The sequence below is a fragment of the Duganella qianjiadongensis genome, assembly GCF_009857915.1.
Taxonomy (GTDB): domain Bacteria; phylum Pseudomonadota; class Gammaproteobacteria; order Burkholderiales; family Burkholderiaceae_D; genus Rugamonas; species Rugamonas qianjiadongensis.
Genome location: NZ_WWCM01000022.1, coordinates 1 through 23,458, shown reverse-complemented (window position 1 = coordinate 23,458; position 23,458 = coordinate 1). Strand labels below are relative to the sequence as shown.

Annotated in this window: 16 protein-coding genes; 1 reads left to right on the top strand and 15 read right to left on the bottom strand. The window is 62.6% G+C overall.

The annotated features are described in order from the left end of the window. Positions 1-132: 132 nt before the first annotated feature. From cueR to GTP27_RS20870, 7 genes are all read right to left on the bottom strand, one after another. Complete coding sequence (gene cueR / locus GTP27_RS20900; RefSeq protein ID WP_161041035.1) at positions 133-519, bottom strand: Cu(I)-responsive transcriptional regulator; 387 nt, start codon at positions 517-519, stop codon at positions 133-135. After that, positions 516-2,702, bottom strand: a complete 2,187-nt coding sequence (locus tag GTP27_RS20895) for a heavy metal translocating P-type ATPase (RefSeq protein ID WP_229634268.1) — start codon at positions 2,700-2,702, stop codon at positions 516-518. The genes cueR and GTP27_RS20895 overlap by 4 nt, the downstream gene beginning before the upstream one ends. A gap of 83 nt (positions 2,703-2,785) precedes the next feature. After that, positions 2,786-3,634, bottom strand: a complete 849-nt coding sequence (locus tag GTP27_RS20890) for a FecR family protein (protein WP_371865971.1) — start codon at positions 3,632-3,634, stop codon at positions 2,786-2,788. A 14-nt stretch (positions 3,635-3,648) separates the two neighbouring features. Beyond that, complete coding sequence (locus GTP27_RS20885) at positions 3,649-5,259, bottom strand: ShlB/FhaC/HecB family hemolysin secretion/activation protein (RefSeq protein WP_229634267.1); 1,611 nt, start codon at positions 5,257-5,259, stop codon at positions 3,649-3,651. A gap of 18 nt (positions 5,260-5,277) precedes the next feature. Then, positions 5,278-12,168, bottom strand: a complete 6,891-nt coding sequence (locus tag GTP27_RS20880) for a YDG domain-containing protein (RefSeq protein ID WP_161041034.1) — start codon at positions 12,166-12,168, stop codon at positions 5,278-5,280. Between the two features lie 159 nt (positions 12,169-12,327). Further along, positions 12,328-14,604, bottom strand: coding sequence for a CHASE2 domain-containing protein (locus GTP27_RS20875; protein ID WP_161041033.1), 2,277 nt, complete (start codon positions 14,602-14,604; stop codon positions 12,328-12,330). A 14-nt stretch (positions 14,605-14,618) separates the two neighbouring features. Continuing rightward, positions 14,619-16,238: an HD-GYP domain-containing protein gene (locus GTP27_RS20870; RefSeq protein ID WP_161041032.1), complete on the bottom strand. Its 1,620-nt coding sequence runs from the start codon at positions 16,236-16,238 to the stop codon at positions 14,619-14,621. 206 nt (positions 16,239-16,444) lie between these two features. On the opposite strand from GTP27_RS20870, the gene GTP27_RS20865 reads away from it, so the two are divergent. Beyond that, the gene (locus tag GTP27_RS20865) at positions 16,445-17,341 is read left to right on the top strand and encodes an MBL fold metallo-hydrolase (RefSeq protein WP_161041031.1); all 897 of its coding nucleotides are present in this window, start codon (positions 16,445-16,447) and stop codon (positions 17,339-17,341) included. Positions 17,342-17,373: 32 nt separating this feature from the next. On the opposite strand, the gene GTP27_RS20860 is transcribed toward GTP27_RS20865, so the two are convergent. The 8 genes from GTP27_RS20860 to rpsF form a co-directional block, all read right to left on the bottom strand. Further along, a complete protein-coding gene (locus GTP27_RS20860; RefSeq protein ID WP_371865970.1) occupies positions 17,374-18,183 on the bottom strand; it encodes a metallophosphoesterase in 810 nt (269 codons plus the stop codon). Positions 18,184-18,350: 167 nt separating this feature from the next. Next, entirely contained in the window at positions 18,351-19,361 is a 1,011-nt protein-coding gene (locus GTP27_RS20855; protein ID WP_161041029.1) for an inorganic phosphate transporter, read from the bottom strand. Positions 19,362-19,398: 37 nt separating this feature from the next. Next, positions 19,399-20,025 (bottom strand): DUF47 domain-containing protein, encoded by a 627-nt coding sequence (locus tag GTP27_RS20850; RefSeq protein WP_155433399.1) that lies wholly within the window; start codon positions 20,023-20,025, stop codon positions 19,399-19,401. A 63-nt stretch (positions 20,026-20,088) separates the two neighbouring features. Then, a complete protein-coding gene (locus GTP27_RS20845; protein ID WP_161041028.1) occupies positions 20,089-21,474 on the bottom strand; it encodes a replicative DNA helicase in 1,386 nt (461 codons plus the stop codon). A gap of 122 nt (positions 21,475-21,596) precedes the next feature. Further along, positions 21,597-22,049 (bottom strand): 50S ribosomal protein L9, encoded by a 453-nt coding sequence (gene rplI, locus GTP27_RS20840; RefSeq protein ID WP_155433397.1) that lies wholly within the window; start codon positions 22,047-22,049, stop codon positions 21,597-21,599. Positions 22,050-22,083: 34 nt separating this feature from the next. Continuing rightward, positions 22,084-22,374: a 30S ribosomal protein S18 gene (gene rpsR, locus GTP27_RS20835; protein ID WP_155433396.1), complete on the bottom strand. Its 291-nt coding sequence runs from the start codon at positions 22,372-22,374 to the stop codon at positions 22,084-22,086. 15 nt (positions 22,375-22,389) lie between these two features. Continuing rightward, positions 22,390-22,695, bottom strand: coding sequence for a primosomal replication protein N (gene priB / locus GTP27_RS20830; protein ID WP_161041067.1), 306 nt, complete (start codon positions 22,693-22,695; stop codon positions 22,390-22,392). Between the two features lie 17 nt (positions 22,696-22,712). Further along, entirely contained in the window at positions 22,713-23,099 is a 387-nt protein-coding gene (gene rpsF / locus GTP27_RS20825) for a 30S ribosomal protein S6 (protein WP_155433394.1), read from the bottom strand. Positions 23,100-23,458: the final 359 nt, after the last annotated feature.

Genomic DNA, 23,458 nt, shown 5'->3' with positions numbered 1-23,458 from the left:
GTCTAGATCAGTCTAATACGGTCTAGACCAGTCTATATTAGGCCGATTTAGTCTGTTCCAGACTATCCCCCTCGTTTTTAGCCCGTTCTAGACCTTTTTAGACCGATCTAGTGCGATCTAGATCGTTCTAGACTAGTCGGCCAGAGACTGCAGGATGGCACACTCGGAGCGCTGGTCGCCATGGCAGCAGCCCGCCAGCTGCTGCAGACTGTTGCGCATGGCCGTCAGCTCGGCGATACGCGTGTCCAGTTCCGCCACATGGCCCAGCGCGAGGCGTTTCACGTCGGCGCTGGCGCGGCTGGGGTCCTGCCATAGCGACAGCAGTTCGCGTATCTGTTCCAGCGAAAAACCCATGCTGCGGCTGCGCTTGATGAAGCGCAGCGCGTGCAGATCGCTGTCGGCGTAGATACGGTAGCCCGCCGCACTGCGCTTGCCGGGCGGGATCAGGGCGATGCTCTCGTAATGCCGTATCATTTTCGCGCTGACGCCCGTGGCGGCAGCGGCCTGTCCGATATTCATGCTGGCCTCCAGCGCCGCAGCAGCAGCGCATTGCTGATCACGCTGACGGAACTCAGCGCCATCGCCGCCCCTGCCACCATGGGGTTGAGCAGGCCGAAAGCGGCCAGCGGTATGCCCACCAGATTGTAGATAAATGCCCAGAACAGATTCTGCCGAATCTTGCGGTAGGTCAGGCGCGAGATGCTGATGGCCGCCGCCACCAGCGCCGGATCGCCGCGCATCAGGGTAATGCCGGCTGCATGCATGGCCACATCGGTGCCGCTGCCCATGGCGATGCCCACATCGGCCGCCGCCAGCGCAGGCGCATCGTTGATGCCGTCGCCCACCATGGCGATGCAGGCGCCGGGCTGCTGCAGCGCCGTGATGGCCGCCGCCTTATCGGCTGGCAGCATATTGGCGATCACCCGCGTCAGGCCCAGTTCGCGCCCTACGGCATCGGCACTGCCCTGATTGTCGCCCGTCAGCAATATGGTTTCCACATGCAGCGCGTGCAGCGCCTGCAGCGCCGCCTGCGCCTGCGGCTTGATGCGGTCGCCGAAGGCCAGCAGGCCTAGCAGCTGAGGTGCGGGCGTCACGCTGGCCAGCCACGCAATGGTGCGGCCTTGCCGTGCCAGTGCGTCGGCCTCGGCCTGCAGCGGCGCAGTCGATACGCCCTGTTCGCTCATCAGCCGGCCGCTGCCCAGCAACAGGCGCCGCCCTGCCACCGTCGCCGCCACGCCCCGTCCCGGCAGCGCTGAAAGTTCGCTGGCAGCCAGATCCTGTGCCAGCCCGCGCGTCGCCGCAGCATCAAGCACGGCACGGGCCAGCGCATGCTCGCTGCCGCGCTGGATGGCGGCGGCTGCCCGCAGCAAACCATCCTGATCGTGATCGAGCGCATGCAGCGCCAGCAGCGCCGGTTTGCCCTCGGTCAGGGTCCCCGTCTTGTCGAACGCTACGCTGCTGATGCGGTGCGCCAGTTCCAGCGCCGTGGCATCCTTGATCAGTATGCCGTGGCGTGCCGCCACGCCCGTACCGGCCATGATGGCCGCCGGTGTGGCCAGCCCCAGCGCGCAGGGGCAGGCGATCACCAGCACGGCCACCGCGTTGATCAGCGCGTGTTCCACTCCGGCACCGGCCAGCAGCCAGCCCGCCAGCGTGAGCAGCGCCAGCACCACCACCACCGGCACAAAGATCGCGCTAACGCGGTCGACCAGCCGTTGCACCGGCGCCTTGGCCCCCTGCGCATCCTCTACCAGCGCAATGATGCGCGCCAGCGTGCTCTGCGCGCCCACCGCCGTCACCTGCACCAGCAGCAGGCCTTCGCCGTTGATCGCGCCACCCGTCACGCGCTGCCCTGCACTACGCGCTACCGGCAGGCTCTCGCCGGTAATCAGCGCTTCATCCACATGGCTGGCACCCTGCTGCACGATGCCGTCAACGGCGATCCGTTCGCCCGGCCGCACCAGCACCAGATCGCCCACCTGCACCGCGGCGATGGGCAGTTCCACCTCCTGCGTGCCGCGCTGCACGCGCGCCGTTTCCGGCCGCAGCGCCTGCAGGGCACGGATGGCCGAGGTCGTCTGGCGCTTGGCGCGCGCCTCCAGCCATTTGCCCAGCAGGATCAGGGTAATCACCACGGCCGAGGCTTCGAAATACAGGTGCGGCATGGTGCTGGGCGCCGCCAGCAGCTGGTACACGCTGAGGCCGTAGGCCGCGCTGGTACCGAGCGCCACCAGCAGGTCCATATTGCCGCTGCGGTCTTTCAGCGCCGCCCAGCCGGCCTTGTAGAAACGCGCGCCCAGCCAGAACTGCACGGGGGTGGCCAGCAGCCATTGCAGCCGGCCGTCCAGCATCCAGTGCTTGCCGCCCAGTTCCAGCAGCATGGGCAGCATCAGCGGCAGCGCAAACAGGGCCGCCAGCAGCACGGCCGTACCGCCGCCCGTGGCCAGCAGGGGCGCAGCCTGCGGCGGCGCAGCCGGTGCCAGCGCGTGATAGCCGGCCTGTGCTATGGCTTGGGTCAGCGTATCGAACGCCAGCGGCTGGTCCGAACTGACGCGCGCCGTTTCCGTCGCCAGATTGACATTAGCCGCGGCCACGCCGGGCATGGCCGCCAGCAGCCGCTCGACGCGGCCGGAGCAGGATGCACAGGTCATGCCCTCGACTTTGAAGGACAGGGTGTGCGCAGGAGTGTTAGTAGCAGGCATGATGATCTCGCGGGACAACTCGGTAACCATAGCATCGAGTATCCCACGATGGGAAGGTCAAGCGCTGTCTGCGTAGTACAGCGTCACCGCACGATGCAATCAACATCCTTGGGCTTGGCCGGTGTGGCCGTGCTGCTGCCAGGGCTGTTCTGCGACGAGTTGAATGACGGCGGCGGATTGAACTGCAAGGCGGGATTGGCCGGCACCACTACCGGTGGATGGGTGAAAGTGGCCGTGTAGCCGAACTGGCCAGCGGAAAAATTCTGGCTACCGCCTCTGTTACTCAGATTGATCATCCCGTCGATGACCTGCACATACAGGCCGGGCTGCAAGCCGGGTGCATTGGGCGCATTCGGCATATTCGCCGCCTGCGCCAGCTGTAGCGGTTTCACCGGTGCGGCAAATTGATCGAGCGCCGCCGTGCTGGCCATGTTGTAGGCGGCCAGCGCTTCGGCATCGGGGGCTATCCAGTCGGCCGTGAAGGTGGTGCCACGGATACCGATAGTGGCGCTCGGCGTTTTCATGGAAAACTTTTCCTTGTTGCGCTTGCCCAGCAGGCCAGTCACGGAGCGCAAGCCGCCCTTGACCAGATTGAAGGAAGCGCTGTCGCCGTCCGGCTTGTCGGCCTCATAGCTGAATTTCTCCACTTTGAAGGTAGTGTTGGGCTTGAGGGTAATTTCGCTGTTGTCGATGAACTTCACCATGGCATAGGTGTTCTTCTCCGTCATCAGCGTATCGCCGCCCTCCACTTCCGAGCGGAGCGACAGGATGCGCGCCGTGCCATCGGCTTTTTTGGCCAGCAGGGGACCGCTCAGCTGGACGATGGTGCCGGCCACCTGCGCCGCCCAGGCCGCACTGGCGCCGGCCAGCAGCAGGCCCAGCATCAGCACCTGCAGCCAGCGGACATATGACTTGAAATTCAGGCAAAACATGAAGATTTCCTTCCCTAGTAGGCCAGGCCCAGGCGTATGTGCAGACGGTTGGCGTCGTGATGGCTGGTTGCGCCCATTTTGACGATGTGGCCCAGGTCGAACTGCAGATTGACGTAGGTGGACAGCACGAAACGGGCGCCGATACCGGCGCTGCCGATGCTGGTGCTGGCCAGCTCGCCTGCAGCAGGATGACTGCGGCGGATATAGGCACTGTCATAAAAACCCAGCAGGCGGCAATTCCAGCCTTCGCGCGGGCATAGATTCGGGCCATACACTTCCAGATTCAGGGTGGCACCGGAGTCATTGGCAATTTCGCGCTCAAGGAAGCCGCGCACCGAACTGGCGCCACCGGCGCCGAACTGCTCGCCCGGCACCAGCTCGTGCGGGCTGTACTGGCCATTGAAGATGGCACGCACCTGCCAGTCATTGCTGAAACCCTTTACCGCGCTACCCAGAGCGCGCAGCACCGTATAGCCGGCCTTGGCGCCGTCGCGCACGGCATTGAAGGCATGCTGGTCGCCTTTGCTGCCGCCCGGCAGATTCTGCGACAGGGTCAGCTGTCCGCTCACGCTGCCGGCTCCGCTGCTCAGGCTGGCCTGATAGCCGAGGCTAAGCGGATGCACGGTCACATCATTGCCCAGCTCCAGCCCCTGCAACAGTACGCTGTTCTTGTAGGCCTTGTAATCGAGCCCCAGCGAGAGCTGCGACTCCAGCTCGCCCTGCCTGGCCAGATTGTGGGTGTAGCGGGCGCCATAAGTGGCCCCCTTGCCGCTGACGGCCAGATTGAAAATACCGGCCGTCACCTTGCCCGAATCCACGTTCGAATAACTGGCATACAGATCCACCGTATCGCCCAGCTGGTACAGGGGAATGTGGTAGCCGGCACCATACACCTTGACACGGCCCGGCTCCTCGGCGGTGGTGGTGTACTGCAGCGTGGCCACATGGTCGCGCCCGAACAGATTGGCATGCTGGAGCACCGTGCTGACGTGGGTCTTGCCGGTCTGCTCGGTGCCCGTGTTGTCCAGATTGGCCATGACTTTCCATGGCCGCTGGTCCTTGACCTCGAGTTCGGCATCAACTTCGTCATCGGCCTCGCCGCTTTGCAGCTTCATGGTGACATTCTTGGCCGGATTGTCGTTGACCAGCTTGAGGTTGGCCGACAGCGCCGTCAGGTCGGGCGAGCGGCCTTCCTGCAGCGCAGGCAGGGTGCGGCGGATATTGGCTTCGTCGAAATACTGGTTGTTCACTACCCTTACCCGGCCTATGCGGGTTTCCACCACACGCAGCAGCACCTTGCCGCCATTGAGCTCCTGCTCCGGCAGTTCGACCGTGACGATGCGGTAGCCGCGCCCGTGGTAGATGGCTTCCAGCGTTTCCAGCGCGCGCTGGACATCGCCGAAATCCTTGTTGCGGCCCGTGTAGGGCGCCAGTGCCGTATCGATTTCGGCGCCACTGAGCAGGGAGTTGCCCTGCACTTCGAAGCGGCTGATTTCAAACCGGACGATGTCGTCGTCGGCAGCGCGGGACAGCGCCGGCAGCAGCAAGGCACTGGCCAGCACGGCGCCAGCGAGCATGCTGGCAGGATGCAGTACGGGGGAAACAGACTCGTGGCGTTTTTTCATAGGTCGGTCTTGGGGCGCTCAATTGCAATAAGTCTTGGCGAGCGGTTTTTCCGTCGCCGGTTTGCTCACGTCCGCAGCCTTATCGGTGGTTTTTTCTTCCGTTTTCTTGTCGTCGGGCGGGGCACTGCCGCTGCTAGGGCCGCCACTGCTGGCCTGGGCCGTGCTGCCGCCCGCGCCTGTGCCACTGCCACTGCCGCTGCCGCTGCCGCTGGCCGCAGGGACGCTGGCGGGGGCAACTGCATGAGGCGGTTCGCGGTACTGGTCAGTCTGGACTAAAGGCGCAACATTCACCAGATTCACCGTGGTATTGATAATCTGGGTAATCGGTTCGGATGGCTGGCCGCTGCCGGCAGCGGCATTCGCGGCCGCTTTAGCCGCAGCATCGGCGGCGGCGTCCGCCGCAGCTTTGGCAGCCGCGTCGGCAGCAGCCTTGGCGGCAGCAGCAGCCGCCGCCTGAGCCGCAGCATCGGCCGCCGCTTTGGCCGCTGCATCAGCCGCAGCCTTGGCCGCCGCATCAGCCGCAGCCTTGGCCGCTGCATCAGCCGCCGCTTTAGCCGCGGCATCAGCGGCAGCCTTGGCGGCCGCATCGGCAGCAGCTTTGGTGGCCGCATCGGCGGCAGCCTGGGCGGCGGCATCGGCAGCAGCTTTGGCGGCAGCATCGGCGGCAGCTTTGGCGGCGGCATCGGCAGCAGCTTTGGCGGCCGCATCGGCGGCAGCTTTGGCGGCCGCATCGGCGGCGGCTTTAGCGGCCGCATCGGCGGCGGCCGCAGCCTGAGCCGCGGCAGCGGCAGCGGCCGCCGCACTGCCGGAATCGATGGTCGCCACCGTATTACTGCCCAGCGTAATATTGCTCGAACTAACCGAGCCTTGGGGTGCGCTCAGGCTCAGACTGCCGCCATTGGTCGAGATCGAGGTAGCGCTGCCGACGGAGATACTGCCATTGGTGGCCGTGGCCGTAATCGAGCCCGACGTCACGCTCAGGGCGCCGCCCAGCACGATGTCGGTACCGGCCGTGAGCTGGATCTGGTTGACGGCATTCAGGGCCGCCGCCGAACCCAAGTTGATCGAGGTGCTGGCCGAGAACGCCAGCTCCGTTCCCTCCACCACATCGTTGACGGTGACGGGACTGTGCGCCGTGATCGATACGTGGCCGTGACTGGCCTGCGCGTGCAGGGCATGGACGGGGCCATTGAGCACGATGCCGCCGTGGTTATCGATCAGGATATTGCCTTCCGTGGACAGCGTGCCCAGCATCAGCGCGCCGCTGCTGACGTTGTTATACAGGGTAATATCGCCGCTGCCGCTGGTGGCGCTGAAAGCGTTCACATGATTGTCCGGATTACTCAGCACCACGCCGCTATGGGCCGAGACCGTCAGGCTGTCGCTAGTCCACGGCCCCGTCTGGCTGACGGCGCCGCCGCTGGTCGCCAGCACGATGCCGTGCTGGGCTCGCACCGTGCCCATGGCGATATTACCGCTGCCTTCCAGCGTCAGCATGCCGCTGGTATTGATGCTGCCGCCCGTGTGATTGATCTGGCCCAGCGTCAGCACCGCGCCGCTATTAGTTCCGCTCAGCACGCCGCTGCTGAGATTGAGCACGCCCACACTGAGATTGCCGTTCGCCGCCAGATTGCCGCCGTTCAGCGTCAGCGCACCGCCAGACAGGCTGGAACTGCCGCTGGCCAGCGTCAGGTTGCCGCCCGTCAAGGTCAGCGAGGTGCCACTGCCGCCACTGAGGGTGTTGACGCTGGTATTGCCAGCGCTGGCGTCATAGGTCACCGTACCGGCGCCGCTGCCCAGCACGGCGGCCAGCACATTGCTGCCATCGGGGGCAATCCCATCCTGCCAGTTGGCAGCGCTGCTCCACAAGCCGCCGCCGCTGCCTATCCAGGTCGAGGCGGGACGGGCCGTGATGGTGCCGACGATAGCCGGGTTGAGCACGTAGTTGCCGCCATCGCTGCCGCCCAGTGTCAGCGCGCCGCCGCTGATCGTAACGGCCTTGGCGACGCCCACATTCTTGTCGGCATAGGTGGCGACGGCCGAACCGGGCACTAGCGTCACGTTATCGGAACCGCCCTCGCCCCAGGTCAGCACGCCGCTCAGTGCGGCACCTTCGAGATTAGCCAGCGTGCTATTGTTGTACTGGCGGCTGGCCAGCGTCAGGTTCAGGCTGACGGGCGTGATCGAGGCCGTCAGGCCGGTCGGCAGGGTGCTCACCATATAGTTGCCGCTATCGGCGCCGCTCAGCGTGGCGCCATGCACGGTCACGCTCTTGTTCGTGCCGACGTTACGGTCGCTGAACGATGCCGTCGCGCCGGCCAGCGAAACCTGATCGCTGCCGTAGATACCGGTCAGCACGCTCTGGCTGGTATTGAGCGTGGCCAGCGTGCCGGTGGCGTAGCCGTTGCCCGGATCGAGGTTGCGGTTATACACGCGGTCTAGCGCCGTCACGCCACTGAGCGTCAGCGCTGCCGGCGTAATGCTGGCCGTCAGTTCGTTGGCCACGCTGACCATGTAGTTGCCGGCGTCGTTACCGCCCAGCTGGTAGCCGCTCAGGATCACCGTCACCGGCTTATTGTTGCCCACGTTCTTGTTACTGAAATAGGCACTGGCCGTGCCCACCGTGGCGAGGTGGACGTCGTCGCCATTGAGCGCGGAGCCTATGCTGGTGCCGCCCGTGATTTGCGCAATATCGCTGCCGTTGTATGGGCGCGTCGATTGCAGCGACAGGTTATTCAGGTAGATAGGCCGCGCCGTGATCGTGCCCGTACCAGTTACGCTGCCCACCAGCGTGTAGTTGCCGGCCTCGCTGCCGGACAGCGTGGCGCTGGAAATTGTCAGCGCCTTGCCCGCGCCGACATTCTTGTTGGCGAACGTGGCGTCGGCTTCCACCTCCAGATCGCCGTAGTTGCTGATCGCGCCGTGGATGGTGAAGCCGTACTGCGCGCGCGAGAGCGTGGCCAGACCGTCATACACCTTGTTTGCCGTGGCAGTGGCGGTGATCTGGCGCGGCGTGATCACCAGCTGCGGGCTGCTGCCGGCGTAGCTGATGTCATACCGGGTCGAATACAGTCCGCCCACATTGTAGGTGCCGACATTGCGTGCGCCAGCCCAGCCCAGCGTACCGCTCACGCCATTCGGTATGGCACTGGTGGTGACGCCGCTCAGCACCGAGCTCTGGCCATCAAAGGTCTTGCTGACGTTGCTGCCGCCGCTCAGTGTGACGGTCAACGGTGTCAGCAGACTCTTGATCAGCGGCTGGGTGTAGCCCTCGTAGATACGCCAGACCGGCGTGCTGGCAAAATCGAAACCGCTGAAATTCTCTGCGTGCATCATCTGCGCCGCCGTCAGACCCGTGCCGGGGCCGCCGCTGGCGTTCACCGTTTCGCTGTTGTAATACAGATGCGCGCTGCTGCCGCCAGCGGCGCTGCCTACCAGCGGGTGCACATTGCCTTGCATAGCCGAGCCATCCAAGCTGCCGCTATAAAATACTTGCTGCAAGGTGCCGGCCGCCATCAGTCCCACGGCGCCGCCCATATTCTCATGCTCGATGGCACTGGCGTCATTCGAACTCAGATTGCCCGTGGCATAGGAATTTTCGATCAGCGGATACAGGCTGCCATCAGCGTCCATGTGCCCGGCCAGCGCGCCGATATTGCGCCCGCCACTGACGCTGCCGCTGGCATAGGAGGTACGGATGATCCCCCCCAGATTATCGCCCACCAGTCCGCCGACATTCTGGCCGGCGCCATACACCTCGCCGGTCGCATAGGAATTGCTGATCTCTGCCGAGGTGCTGCCCTGGCCATGATTGCTGCCTACCAGCCCGCCAACATTGCCCGTCACGGAGGTGCTATGCACGCTGCCACTGGACTGCGAGTAGCTGATACTGCCCCCGTTATAACCGACCAGGCCGCCAATATTCGATTGCTGTCCGGCGTCGCCCGCAGTCACCGTGCCGCTGAAACCGGCGTGACTGATGCTGCCGCGATTCTGGCCCACCAGACCGCCCGTATCCCAGTCGCCGGCCACATCGATGGCGCTGCTGACATTGCTGATCTGGCTGCTGCTATCGGTGGCAGCGGCCAGCGCGCCCACCACGCCGGCGCCGCTTACCTCGCCGCTGGCCAGCGTCAGATTGCGTACTGTGCCATTGCCCAGATAGGCGAACAGGCCGACGTTCTGCTGCGACGGACGATGGATGGTCAGATCGCTGATGGCAAAGCCGCCGCCATCGAACACACCGGTGTACTTATTGCCTTCGCTGCCGATAGGGACAAAGCCGGCGTGGCTGTTCCAGTCTTCCGTGCCGGCGGCGTCGATGTTATTGGTCAGCGTGTAGGAGTTGCTCATCGCCAGACCGGCGGCGCCTTGCAAGCCGTAGATATCGCTGATCAGATACGGCGTGGCCGAACTGCCGTTGCCGCCCTTGGCGCGCAGGAAAGTACTATTGGCGCCGATGACGAAATTGCCTGCGCTGAAAGCCGGCAGCGTAGCGCTGACCTGATTCCAGTTGCCGCGCTGGAGCGAGAAAGTACCGCTGATATCGAGCGCGCTACTGGCCGTCACCGTCTGGCCATCGCCGGCATACAGGGTCAGGCCGCTGTAGTCGCCCAGCTGGACCGGCGCAGCGAAGCGTATGCTGCCGTTGGTGGTCATGGTCACGCTGCGGCCCAGGCTGAGGGCGCCGCTGACCAGTATGCTATCGGCCGCGGCGGCTTGGGTGCTAGTCAGATAGACGCGCGTATTCGACACGCCGTAAAAGTCGTTATCCACCAGCTCCAGCGTATCGGCTGCGTTGCCGCTGACGCCGAGGTTGATCGGGTTGCCCGTGCTGAGCGTGGTGCCGCCGGAACCATAGAGCGAGCCGCTGGCCAGCGTCATCTTGCCTGCACTCACCAGCAGGCTGCCGCTGGCATGCACGCTGCCATTATTGGTAATCCGGTGGTTGCCCGTGTCCGGCACGCTGAGCGTAATGGCGCTGCCGGCATTGAGATGGCTGCTCGAGCCGATCACCAGATTGCCATCAGACGCCAGAGACGACAGGGTCATGCTGGCGCCCGAGGTCAGCGTGGCGCCGTTATTCACCGTCAGCGTGCCGCTGCCCGCCACTGTCAGCGTGTCCTGCGCGCTCACCGTGCCCAGCAGCAGATTGTGGCCGGACAGGCTGACCGCGCTGCTGGTCGACTGCAGGCTGACCGCATTGGTCACCTGATTGTATTCATTGATCAGATTCAGCGAGTCCGCCGCAATGGCCGACAGGTTTTTCAGCTGCAGCGCATCGATCGGACTGGTGGACTGGCTGATGGCGCCGCCAGCATGCAGATCCAGTCCGCCCTGACTGGCACTGACGGCGGCCCGCAGTTCGATATTACCGGTCGCATCAAGCCGCAGGGTCTTGTTACTATCCCAGCTCAGCGAACTGAGTAGTTTGATGTTGCCAGCGCCAGGCGCCATGGTGTCGTTGCTGGCGACGCTGACGATGCTGACATTGCTGCCTTGCAGCGCCGCGGCCAGCGTGCCGGTCGTCAGCAGCGAAGCCCCTTTCGGCCCGGTGGCCGAGAACGGCGTGTCACCGCTCAGGATGCTGTAGTTGGCCGGATCCTCCGACATGCCGCCCAGATTGATGGCCGTAGCCAGTTCGTCGGCGATATAGATATTGGCCGGGTCTAGCAGCAGCGTGCCGGTCTTGCCCTGCGCCGCACGGGTATCGGCCTGGCCGCGCATATCGAGCACATGGCCGGAAGTTTCGATCAGCCCGCCATTGCCGCTGCGCGCGCCGCCGCGCGCCGAAATACTGCCATACATACGGGTAGCGTCATCGCCCCACACGATCACCTTGCCGCCATCGCCGGCGCTGATCGCATCGGCACGGATCACGCTATCCTTGCCTACATAGCTTTGTTTGGCATTGGCAATAGCCGGATTACGGCCCTGATAGTCGCCGCCCAGCAGCACCGTACCGCCGCCGGCAGCGCCGCTGGCATCGACCACGGCATCGCCGGTCAGCCCCACCTGCGGCCCCAGCAGCATGATGTCGCCGCCTATATTCAGATTGCTGCCGGTGGCACTGGTGCTGCTGCCCGCTTCGAGCAAGGTGGTGCCGCTGGACTTGAGCATGATCTTGCCATTGGCGCCGCGCACGGCACTATCGGCGCTGATGCGGCCACGCTGGTTGACCAGTGCGCCATACACGCCGATACGCCCGCCCTGCGCCACGATCTGGCCCAGGTTCAGCGCCTGATCGCTGGCGGCCGACACCACCACCTGCAGATTCGGATCGGCCGCTTCGAACAGCTGCACACTATGGCCCGCTGCCAGCACCACCTCGCCATTTTCCGTCGAAATGATGCCGCGGTTTTCTACTGATGGCGCAATCAGGAAGACCTGCCCGCCGGCCGGCGTGCGGATAGTGCCCGCATTGCTGACCTTGCCCGCGTCAGGACTGCCGCTGAAGTTGTTCTTACCGGCGAGGAAATCGCTATTCGATAAAGCCAGACTGGAAGCCACCAGCCCGTTCACATCCACCTGCGCGCCGGCGCCGAACAGCACGCCGTTGGGATTAATCAGGAACACCTTGCCATTGGACTGGATAGCGCCGAGGATGACGCTGGGGTCCTGTCCGGTAATACGGTTGAGCACGCGGCTATCGGCGCTCTGCTGGACAAATTTGGCAATTTCGTCGGTGGCCAGCGAAAAGCCCTGCCAGTTGATGATGGTATTGGGGAGGTTAGTAATGGTGTAGGTCTTGCCCTGCTGGCTGAAGCTGGCCTGCCCTGCTACCACGTTAGGCGCCAGCGGTCCGGCCTGCGCCGTGGAATAGCAGGCAGCTACCAGTACGGCCAGGACTTTGCGGCGCAATGGCGCGGGCGCCCGTCCGGCAGACGGACGACGGTGGGTAGATTTCATGGCAACTTCCTTAGCGCAGTGAACTGTTCCAGCGAATATATGCCAAAAAGCATTATTCCACTGGAAACAAATTATATGTCAGAGTGTCAGCGCTTCGAATAGAAATTTGCCAATTTAGTTTCCCAAATGACAGTAAATGCAGCTATTCCGCACGAATGCCTACTTGGTGTCGAACGTCGTCACGCCATCCCAGCCGGCGCCGGGCGGATGCTCGCAATAATAGGCGATGCGCTGCTGGTAAAGCTGGTACAGATAACGCTCGGGCGCCAGCTGCTGCAAGGCGGCAATCGCCGCCTGCGCCGCCGGCCACTGCTGCTGGCGCAGCAGCTGCAAGGCTGCCTGCCAGTCCTGCAGTTCGCGCCGTTCGGCATGGCTGATCTGCTCGGCCAGTCCCAGCGGCTCGAAGATCGCCACCGGCTCGTTCTTGCCTTTGACGCGCACCAGATCGAGCTCGCGGTAGGCAAACTCGGGCGCAGCAGCGCGGGTCGCCGCCCCTACTGCGATGCCCACCCCGTACACCTTGGTAATGCCTTCCAGCCGCGACGCCAGATTCACCGCATCGCCCATCACCGTGTAGGCGCGGCGTATGCTGGAGCCCATGTCGCCCACGTGCATCAGGCCCGAATTGAGGCCTATGCCTATCTTCAGCTCGGGCCAGCCACGGGCCAGGAAGTCGGTATTGAGCCGCCTGGCGCTGGCCTGCATCAGCAGCGCCGTGGCCACGCCGCGGCTGGCGTGATCGGCAAACGCCACCGGCGCGCCCCAGAACGCCATCACCGCGTCGCCGATGTATTTGTCCAGCGTGCCGCGGTGGCTGTCGCGGATATCTTCCGACATCGCCGTCAGATAGAGATTGATGTATTCGCGCAGCTGCTTGGGCGTCAGGCCTTCGGAAATGGTGGTGAAGCCGCGCACGTCGACGAACATCACGGTCAGCTCGCGGCTTTCGCCGTCCATATTGTATTTTTCCGGGTCTTCCGCCATTTCCGCCACCAGCTCGGGCGCCACGTATTCGCCAAAGCGCGACACCAGCGCCTGGCCTTTGCGCACCTCGAAGAAATAGCCCCACGCCACATTCAGCACAAACACGGCCAACAGCACGATGATCAGCATGGCCGAATTGAACATCAGGTCCAGCTCGCGGTACAGATACAGGTTCAGGCCCACGCTGGCAGCCATCACGCTTACGCCCAGCAGGATGGAACGCAGCGGCGACAGCGTGGCCAGCGCCAGCCCCAGGCCCAGCCCCAGCAGCAGAATTTCGCCGGCCTCCAGCACGAACGCCATGTAGTGGCGCGACTTGAAGCGCTGGTCGAGTATCGACTTGATGATGTTGGCGTGGATTTCCACCCCCGGATATTCGGGATTGACGGGCGTGGCGCGCAAGTCGACCAGTCCCGGCGCCGTGGTCCCGATCAGCACCAGCGTCCCTTTCAGCAGTTGCTGCGGCGCCCGCCCGGTCAGCACATCGGCCGCCGATACATAGCGGAATGCGCCGCCGGCGGGGCCGCCACGGCCACGGAACTGCACCACCGTACTCATCGCCTCGCCCACGGGGATCAGGCGCTGCTTGCGCCCCGGCAGCAATATGGTCAGGGCATCGTAGCCGCCGCTATCAAGCTGGCTCTGCGATAGCTGGTCGACGGATTCTGTCAGCAGCGGTTTGACGGCCAGCGCATCGAGATACAGCATGCTGGTGGCCACCGCCAGCGAAGGATAGTAGTGCTCGCCCACCTGCTGGATCAGGTAGGCATTGCGCACCACGCCATCCAGATCGGTGACCACGGAAAAACTGCCGGCACCGGCGGCCGCCTGCTGCAGCACCGGCACATTGGCTTCGTAGCCGGCCGCGTTATAGGCCAGCAGTTCGCGTCCGTTCAGGTCCGCCTCGCTGAACAGGGGTGCCGGCAGCGCGCCCTTGACCTGATCGGGCGAGAGATTAAAGCCGAGGATCACCGGCTGGCCCCGGAGGGCGCTGGCAAACAGGCCGTCGTAGTCGAGCGCCGTCTTGAGCGATTGCAGCTTGTCTTTCAGCTGGGGCACATCGCGCAATTCGCGCGCCGAGAGTTTTTCCAGCACGCCATAGCCGGAACTGGTGTCGGGCTCGGGGAAGGAGATATCGTAGCCCACGGCTTTGACCTGATAGTGGCCGGTCAGCTGGCGGATCAGCTGGGCCTGCACGTTGCGGCTCCACGGGAAGCGGCCGAACTCGGTCAGCGCCTTGCCATCGATATCGACGATGACGATGCGCGGATCGAGCACCGGCTGTTCCAGCTTCATGCGCTCGCCGGCCAGCAGATTATCGAGCCGCACCACGGCGTCGCTCTGCCAGTAGTTGAGCGTATAGGCCACGCCGATGGCCGTGACCAGCGCGCTGAGCAGCCAGCGCAGGCCGTATTTCGACAGCGTCTTACTCCAGCGATCAGGCAGGCGCATGGTCAGGCCCGGACTCAGGGGGTGTAGCCGGGAATACGGCTTTCATCGATGCTGTCGATCTGCCGTTGATCCATATTTTTGTGGGCAAACTGCAGATAGATTTTGCTGCGGATGAAGATATCGAACAGGTCGGGATCGATATGGCCATTGAGCGAGAAGTTGCCGAGGATGTGCAGCGCTTCCGACAGCATCTTGCCCTTCTTGTAGGGGCGGTCGGCTGCCGTCAGCGCTTCGAAGATATCGGCGATCGCCATCAGCCGCGCCTGCACCGACATCTGCTCGCGCGTCAGGCCGCGCGGATAGCCTTTGCCGTCCATGCGTTCGTGGTGGCCGCCTGCATATTCAGGCACGTTCTTCAGATGCTTGGGCCAGGGCAGCGCTTCCAGCATCTTGATGGTCATCGAGATGTGATTGTTGATCTGCTTGCGCTCGTCTTCGGTCAGGGTGCCGTACTTGATGGTCAGGTTCTGCACCTCGTTCTCGCTGAGGAAGTTCTGCGCCTGTCCGTCCGGGCCCGTCCAGCGCCGCTGGGCGATGCTGCGCACCCGTTCCTGATCGGCCGTGGCCATGGCTTCGCCGCCCACGTTGGCAAAGCGGATGAAATCGCGCTCGGCGCGCAGCGCCGCCTGCTGCGCCGCCAGTTCGGCATCGATGGCGGCAGCATCGCCGTCGCCGGCCAGCTTGCGTTTCAGCGCCGCGATCTCGGCGTCGCGCAGCAGCACTTCGAAGCGGGTATCGACGGTGGCAATCCGGTCGTAGATGGTTTCCAGCTTGCTGGCCTTGTCCACCACGTGCACGGGCGTGGTGATCTTGCCGCAATCGTGCAGCAGACCGGCCAGCCAGAGCTCCTTGCGGTCGGCGTCGCTCATGCGGAACTCGGCCATCGGCCCGCTGGCCGTGTTGTGCACGGCCTCGGCCAGCATCATGGTCAGTTCCGGCACGAACTGGCAATGCCGCCCCGTGTAGGGCGACTTATCGTCGATGCCGATATTGATCAGATTGACCAGCGCTTCCAGCAGATTTTCCAGCTGGGCGATCAGGCGCTGGTTGGTCAGGGCCACGGCCGCCTGGGCCGCCAGCGCTTCGATGAAACGCTGATCGGTTTCGGTGAAGGCGCGGATCTGCCCCGTTTCGCTATCGATGGAATTGATCAGCTGGAGCACGCCGACCAGTTCGCCTTCATGGTCGCTCATCGGCACCGTCAGGAAGGACTGCGAATGGTAGCCATTCATCTGGTCGAACTTGACCATGCCGGAGAAGTTGAACACATCGGCCTTGTAGACATCCTCGATGTTGACCGACAGGCCGAAATGGGCCGCATACGCGGCCACCGCCGCCAGATTCTTTTCTCCGTTGGCGTCGTACAGCGGCACGCCGGGCGCCGTCACCGGCATCCCGCCCACGCCGCCCTGATGGATGTTCAGCGTCTTGTTGTAGAGAATGGCAAATTCCAGCGTACGGCCATCTTCGCTGGGGCGGTACAGCGTACCGCCATCGGCATTGCTCATGCCGCGCGCCACCAGCAAGATACGCTCCAGCAAGGCATGGGTGTCATGGCGCTTGCCCAGTTCGACGCTGAGCTCTATCAGCTGTTCCAGGCGCTGGGCAATCTGTGTCTGATTCAACTCTTGCATGGTGACTCGTGTAACGGCGGGTAGGAGAGGTGCGCGCTGCGGTCCGGCGCGGTGCATATCAGGAGTGTATCTCCGGTGCAAGCTGTTGTATAGGAAGAAATGATTGGCCTCATATATTTGTGCCAGATATTGTCACTTTTTCCCTGTTATCGAAAAAAAAAGCTATCATCGCCCGCAGCAACGGCAAAAAAATCAGGGAAGAACACATGAAATTTACATTCTGGGGGGTGCGTGGTTCCATCCCCTCGCCAGGGCCGCGCACGGCGCGCTACGGCGGCAACACCACCTGTATCGAAGTGCGCAGCGCCGACAACACGCTGCTCATCCTCGATGGCGGTACCGGCATCTTCCCTCTGGCCCAGTCGCTGCTGCAGAATAAAAACGGCCCTATCCACGCCAATATTTTCATCACCCATAGCCACTGGGACCATATTCACGGCCTGCCCTTCTTTACTCCGCTGTTCGTCAAGGATAGCCGCGTGCGCCTGCACGGCGCGACCGATCCCGATACGGGCAACGGCATCGAGCATGTGATGGGGGTGCAACTGCAGAACAGCTACTTCCCTGTCAGCGAAACCCAGATGGATGCCACCATCGAATACCAGACGCTGGAGGTGGAACAGCCGTATGTGCTGGGCGACGCAGTGGTGCGCAATGTGGTGATGAACCATCCGGCCACGGACTTGGGCTACCGCATCGAATCGGGCGGCAAGTCGCTGTTCTTCACGGGCGACCACGAACCGCTGTACAACATCTACCCGGCCGGACATAGCGAACATGCGGCCTATGCGCGCTGGATGGAGGAGCGCAACGCCGCCATCGACGCCACGGTGCAGGGCGTCGACGCCCTGATTGCCGACTGCTCCTACACGCGCGAAGAATATCCGGCCAAACAGGGCTGGGGCCACGGCACTTTCGATACGGCGCTGGCCATGGCGCTGCGCTGCGGCGTCAAGGCGCTGTACTGCACCCACCACGAACCCACCCGCAGCGACGACGAACTGGAAGCCGTGTTTGCCGCAGTGATGGAGCGCTACGCGGGCCAGCTGGGCGAGCTCAAAGTGCTGCTGGCCTACGAAGGCATGACGGTAGAACTGAACTGACGCGTAGTAGTGGCTGGCGCGGCACCGGCCGCTTATTGCAGGGTACAGATCACCAGTTCCGGATCGGCATTCAGGCGTACCGGGATGGTGCTGCAGCCCACCCCGCGCGTGACGATCAGATCGCCATTGCCGGCCACGGCGTAGCGGCCGTGATACAGCTGGCGCGACAGCGGCCCCTTGGGCCAGACCAGCGGCCGGCCATTGCGGCGCGCGATCTGGCCGCCGTGGGTGTGGCCGGCAAAGGCAATATCGTAGCGCTGGCCCGACAGCTTGAGCAGCCCGTCCGGCGCATGCACCAGAAAAATCCGCACCGCACCGGCACGCGCAAACGTCAGGCGCGGATTCGGTTCGCCCGTCCACGGATCATCCATGCCGCACACCGACACCTGCTGGAACGGCGCCGCCAGCCCCACCGCGCGGTTGACCAGCATCTGCACGCCAGCCTGGGCAAACAGGGTGCCGATCAGGCCATCATCGGTGGCCAGATCGTGGTTGCCGAACACGGCGAACTTGCCCAGCGGCGGCTGGCAGGCTGCCAGCCCGGCGCACAGCGCAGCGGCATGGCGGGCCGCGCCGGCCACATAATCCCCCCCCAGCAAGAGCAGATCGGGCTGCTCCTGACGGATGCGGGCAAACAGCTGCGCGAAGATGGCCGGATGGGTAGACGGCCCTGCATGCAGATCGGAAGCGAAGGCAATTTTCAGCGGACGGGCCAGCCGCTGGCGCGGCGGCAGCATAACATGGTGCGTGCTCACTCCGAGCCGGCCGTGCAGGCCTAGCCGGTAGCTCAGCGTACGCAGCAAGCCGCCCAGCAGCAGCGCATGGCGGCACGACTGCAGCACCTGCCTGCGGCGCGTATAGAGTTTGCTTCGAGGGATGAACATCGGGACGGGAGGGAATGGCGGCCAGCGCTCTATGATAGAGCAATAGCACAAAGCTGACACGACCGCAGCGGGCCTGCGCCCGCTGCCAGAGCTGGCCACCCGCCGGCGCGGCAGGTGGCCGTCGATTACATGATGTGATGGCCTACCCACCATGCCAGCGCTGCCACGAAGGCGGAAGCGGGAATGGTGAACACCCAGGCCCAGACGATGTTACCGGCCACGCCCCAGCGCACTGCCGACATCTTCTGCGACGAACCCACGCCGACGATAGCGCCGGTAATGGTGTGGGTAGTCGACACCGGCACGCCGAAGTGGCTGGCGATCAGCAGGGTGATGGCGCCGCCCGTTTCGGCACAGAAGCCGCCCACCGGTTTGAGCTTGGTGATTTTCTGGCCCATGGTCTTGACGATACGCCAGCCGCCGAACAGGGTGCCGATCGAAATCGCCGTGTAGCAGGCCACCACTACCCACAGCGGCGGTTCGGTGGCCGTGCTGGGCACCTGGCCGACGGCGATCAGCAGCATCCAGATGATACCGATGGTCTTCTGCGCATCGTTGCCGCCGTGGCCCAGACTGTAGGAAGCGGCCGAGACCAGCTGCAGGCGGCGGAACCAGCTATCCACCCGGCGCGGCGTGGAACGCACAAAGATCCACGACACCAGCAGCATGATCAGCGAACCGAACACGAAACCCATCAGCGGCGACAGCACGATCCATTTCACGGTCTTCATCAGGCCGTCGCCCACCAGCGCGCTGGTACCGGACTTGGCCACTGCCGCGCCCACCAGGCCGCCGATCAGGGCGTGCGAGGACGAGGAAGGAATGCCGTAATACCAGGTGAACAGATTCCACGCGATGGCGCCCACCAGCGCGCCGAAGATGACGTACTGGTCGACCACGCCGGGATCGATGGTGCCCTTGCCCACCGTGCCGGCCACGTGCAGGCCGACCACGAAGATCGCGGTAAAGTTGAACATCGCCGCCATGGCCACTGCGGCCTGCGGTTTCAGCACGCCGGTCGATACCACGGTGGCAATCGCATTGGCGGCATCATGGAAGCCGTTCATGAAGTCGAACACCAGTGCCAGGGCAATCAGCAGGCCCAGCACATAGATGCTGATTTGTAGGGTATGCATAGAGGACTATTCTTTTGTAGTAGTTATGCGTTGTGCATTATGCGTTTTCGACGATGATGCCTTCGATGATGTTGGCCACATCTTCGCAACGGTCGGTCACGGTTTCCAGAATTTCGTAGATGGCTTTCATCTTGATCAAGTTGCGCACGTCCGGTTCGTCGCGGAACAGTTTCGACATGGCGGCGCGCATCACGTGGTCGGCGTCCGATTCCAGACGGTCGATTTCTTCGCAGATGGCGACGATCTGCTTCGAGTTATCCATGTTGTGCAGCAGAGCCACGGCATCGCGTACTTTTTCCGAGCAGGCCAGCACCAGTTCGGCCAGGCGCTTGGCTTCCGGCGTCACCGAGTGCAGGTCGTACAGCGACACGGTCTGGGCCGCATCTTCCAGCAGGTCCAGAATGTCGTCCATCTTGGTGACCAGTTTGTGGATATCGTCGCGGTCGATCGGCGTGATGAAGGTCTTGTGCAGCAGATCTACCGTTGCGTAAGTGATTTTGTCGGCCTGCTTCTCGATGCTCTCGATCGCGTGCACGCGATTTTCCAGATCATCGAAATTGGACATCAGGCCCAGCATCTCTTTTGCACCTTTGACGCACAGGTCGGCGTGCTGGTTAAACAGGTCAAAAAATTTGCCCTCGGTGGGCATCAAACGTCCAAACATTTGTATTCTCCGTTTATTAAGTACTGCAGATCGTCGCCCCGGGGATAAGGGGCTACGTAAAGATTAATCACCCTGATACAGGGCCAGGTTACCGACGTAATTACCAAACTTGGTGTACTGGCCGATCCAGGTCAGACGTACTGCGCCGATCGGGCCGTTACGCTGTTTACCGATAATGATCTCGGCCGTTCCCTTATCGGGCGAGTCGGGGTTGTAGACCTCGTCGCGATACAGGAAGATGATGACGTCCGCGTCCTGCTCGATAGCGCCGGATTCGCGCAGGTCGGACATGACGGGACGTTTATTGGGACGTTGTTCCAGCGAGCGGTTCAGCTGCGACAGTGCGATCACGGGACACTGCAGCTCCTTGGCCAGCCCTTTCAGGCTACGGGAAATTTCCGAAATTTCCGAGGCACGGTTGTCGCCCGGGGTGGAGCCCTGCATCAGCTGCAGGTAGTCGACGATGATCAGACCGAGCTTGCCGCACTGGCGCGACAGACGGCGCGCGCGGGCGCGCATTTCGATCGGATTCAGCGCCGGGGTTTCATCGATGAACAGCTGGGCGTCGTTCATCTTCTGGATGGCGTGGGTCAGGCGCGGCCAGTCTTCGTCGAGCAGACGGCCCGTGCGCAGGCGGTGCTGGTCGAGCTGGCCCACCGAACCGAGCATACGCATGGCCAGCTGGGCGCCGCCCATCTCCATCGAGAACACGGCCACGGGCAGGCCCGCTTCGATCGCCACGTTTTCGCCGATGTTGACGGAGAACGCCGTTTTACCCATGGACGGACGGCCGGCCACGATCACCAGATCGCCCGGCTGCAGACCCGAGGTCATGCGGTCGAGGTCGATGAAGCCGGTGGGCACGCCGGTAATTTCCGACTGGTTTTCGCGCGAGTACAATTCGTCGATCCGCTCCACCACCTGGGTCAGCAGGGGCTGCACGGCAGTCCAGCCGGCGGCGCCGCGGGCGCCCTGCTCGGCAATGGCGAAGATTTTCGATTCCGCCTCGTCCAGCATCTGCTTGACTTCCTTGCCCTGCGGGCTGAACGCCTGACCGGAGATTTCGTCGGCCACGGTAATCAGCTGGCGCAGGATGCTGCGGTCGCGCACGATTTCCGCATAGCGGCGGATATTCGCGGCCGACGGGGTATTCTGCGCCATCGCATTCAGGTAAGCCAGACCGCCCACGTCGTCGGCCTTGCCCAGCTGGGTCAGGTTCTCGAACACGGTGATCACGTCGGCCGGCTTGGACGCATTGATCATCTTGACGATCTGTTCGAAGATGATGCGGTGGTCGTAGCGATAGAAGTCTTCCGGATGCATCATATCCGCAATGCGGTCGAACGCTGCATTATCGCGCAGCAGGCCGCCGATGACGGACTGTTCTGCTTCGATGGAATGCGGCGGGACGCGGAGCGAATCGACTTGCGGATCGGAGGGGGCGTTCATGGCGCGAATTATACCTGCTTGTGCAGTGCTACAGAATCATGACAAGAAAAAAGCCGGGCGAACCCGGCTTTTTTACAAAGATGTTGCAAAACTAGACAGACGTTGCCGTCTGTTCCAGTTTTTTAGGCAGCTTCGCCTACGACAGCAACGGTCACTTCCACCAGTACGTCGGTGTGCAGCGACACGCTCACTGGGTGCTCGCCCACAGCCTTCAGAGGGCCGGTAGGCATACGCACAGCAGCTTTCTCAACAGGGAAACCTGCTTTGGTCAGCGCTTCAGCGATGTCGAAGTTGGTTACGGAACCGAACAGACGGCCGTCAACGCCGGCTTTCTGCGATACGGTCACGGTCATGCCGTTCAGTTTTTCGCCCTGGGCTTGCGCAGCAGCCAGTTTAGCGGCAGCAGCTTTTTCCAGTTCAGCGCGTTTTACTTCGAATTCCGCCACAGCAGCAGCGGTAGCGCGGCGTGCCATTTTTTGCGGGATCAGGAAGTTACGTGCGTAACCATCTTTAACTTTAACGACTTCACCCAGGTTGCCCAGGTTGACAACTTTTTCCAACAGAATGATTTGCATAGTTCTTCTCCAGAATCTTATCTAGCCGCCGCAATTAAGCGTTGTGCAGATCGGTGTAAGGCAGCAGGGCCAGATAGCGAGCGCGTTTGATCGCGGTGTCCACTTGACGCTGGTACAGCGCTTTGGTGCCGGTCAGACGTGCTGGCATGATTTTGCCGTTTTCCTGGATGAAATCTTTCAGGGTGTCGACGTCTTTGTAGTCAACTTGTTCAACGCCAGCAGCGGTGAAGCGGCAGAACTTCTTACGTTTGAACAGTGGGTTTTGTTGCTTGCGCTTTTCTTTCAGCTTGAGCTTGTTTTTGTCGAACTTTTTACCGAATGCCATTTTAGGCTCCTGTATCTAAATTGAGCTGTCTTGGACAGCACTAAAATCAATGATGTGAAACACCAGGCTTTTGCTATTGCGGTTCTTCTTGTTCAGAAAACCGCGGAACTGATACAGACCTCCCAGTGGCGCCTGATGAAAGCTGTTGGAAATTTCGCCTGCAGCAACTGCGGCTATTTCAAACTCGCTCACCCGGGCAATTCCCGCCTCGACTTGCTGCGACCGGTGCTGCAGAACAGCGTTCACGATCGGCATACCGGCCGGGGTGTAGCGCAAGGCTTCCCGTTCGGCGATCAGGGCAATGAACTGGAGCTGATTCAGTTCGCCTCCTTCAGCTCTTAGGCTGCAGGGGCAGCAGCAGCTGCAGGAGCTTCGGCGCGATGCGATTTCGCTGCATCTTCACGTTGTACCGACTTCATCATAGGCGAAGGAGCGGTTTCCGCTTTCTTCATCTTGACGGTCAGGTGACGCAGCACGGCATCATTGAATTTGAAGGCGGTTTCCAGCTCGACCAGGGTCTCGTTGTCGCATTCGATGTTCATGCAGATGTAGTGCGCTTTCGCCAGTTTCTGGATCGAGTAAGCCATTTGACGGCGGCCCCAATCTTCCACACGGTGTACGTTACCGCCACGGCTCGTTACGGATGCTTTGTAACGTTCGATCATGGCAGGCACCTGCTCGCTTTGGTCCGGATGGACGATAAATACTATTTCATAGTGACGCATGCAAACTCCCTTAAGGACTGTGAATATGCCCACCCTGGCGTCAAGACAGGTGTGGGAAGAGGTAAGCCCGCGACTATAGCAGCTTTTAGGACAAAAAGCCAGCACGGAGATAGCCGCATGCGCTGCGGCAGTACGGCCTCGGTGCATAGGGGCATCCGCGGATTCAGTTGGGGTCTAATTCAGTCTAGAACGGGCTGTATCGGTCTAATTCAGTCTAGAAGTTGCCCGAAAAGTAAGCGTCAAAGCAGCGCCGTCTTGAGCGCCACGCTACTTTAGCTGATGATGTGCCCAACACCGCTGGGAAGCGGAGTTTAAGTGCCAGGAAGTTTGCTGGCGCAGTTCCAGGGCAAGAAGTCGTC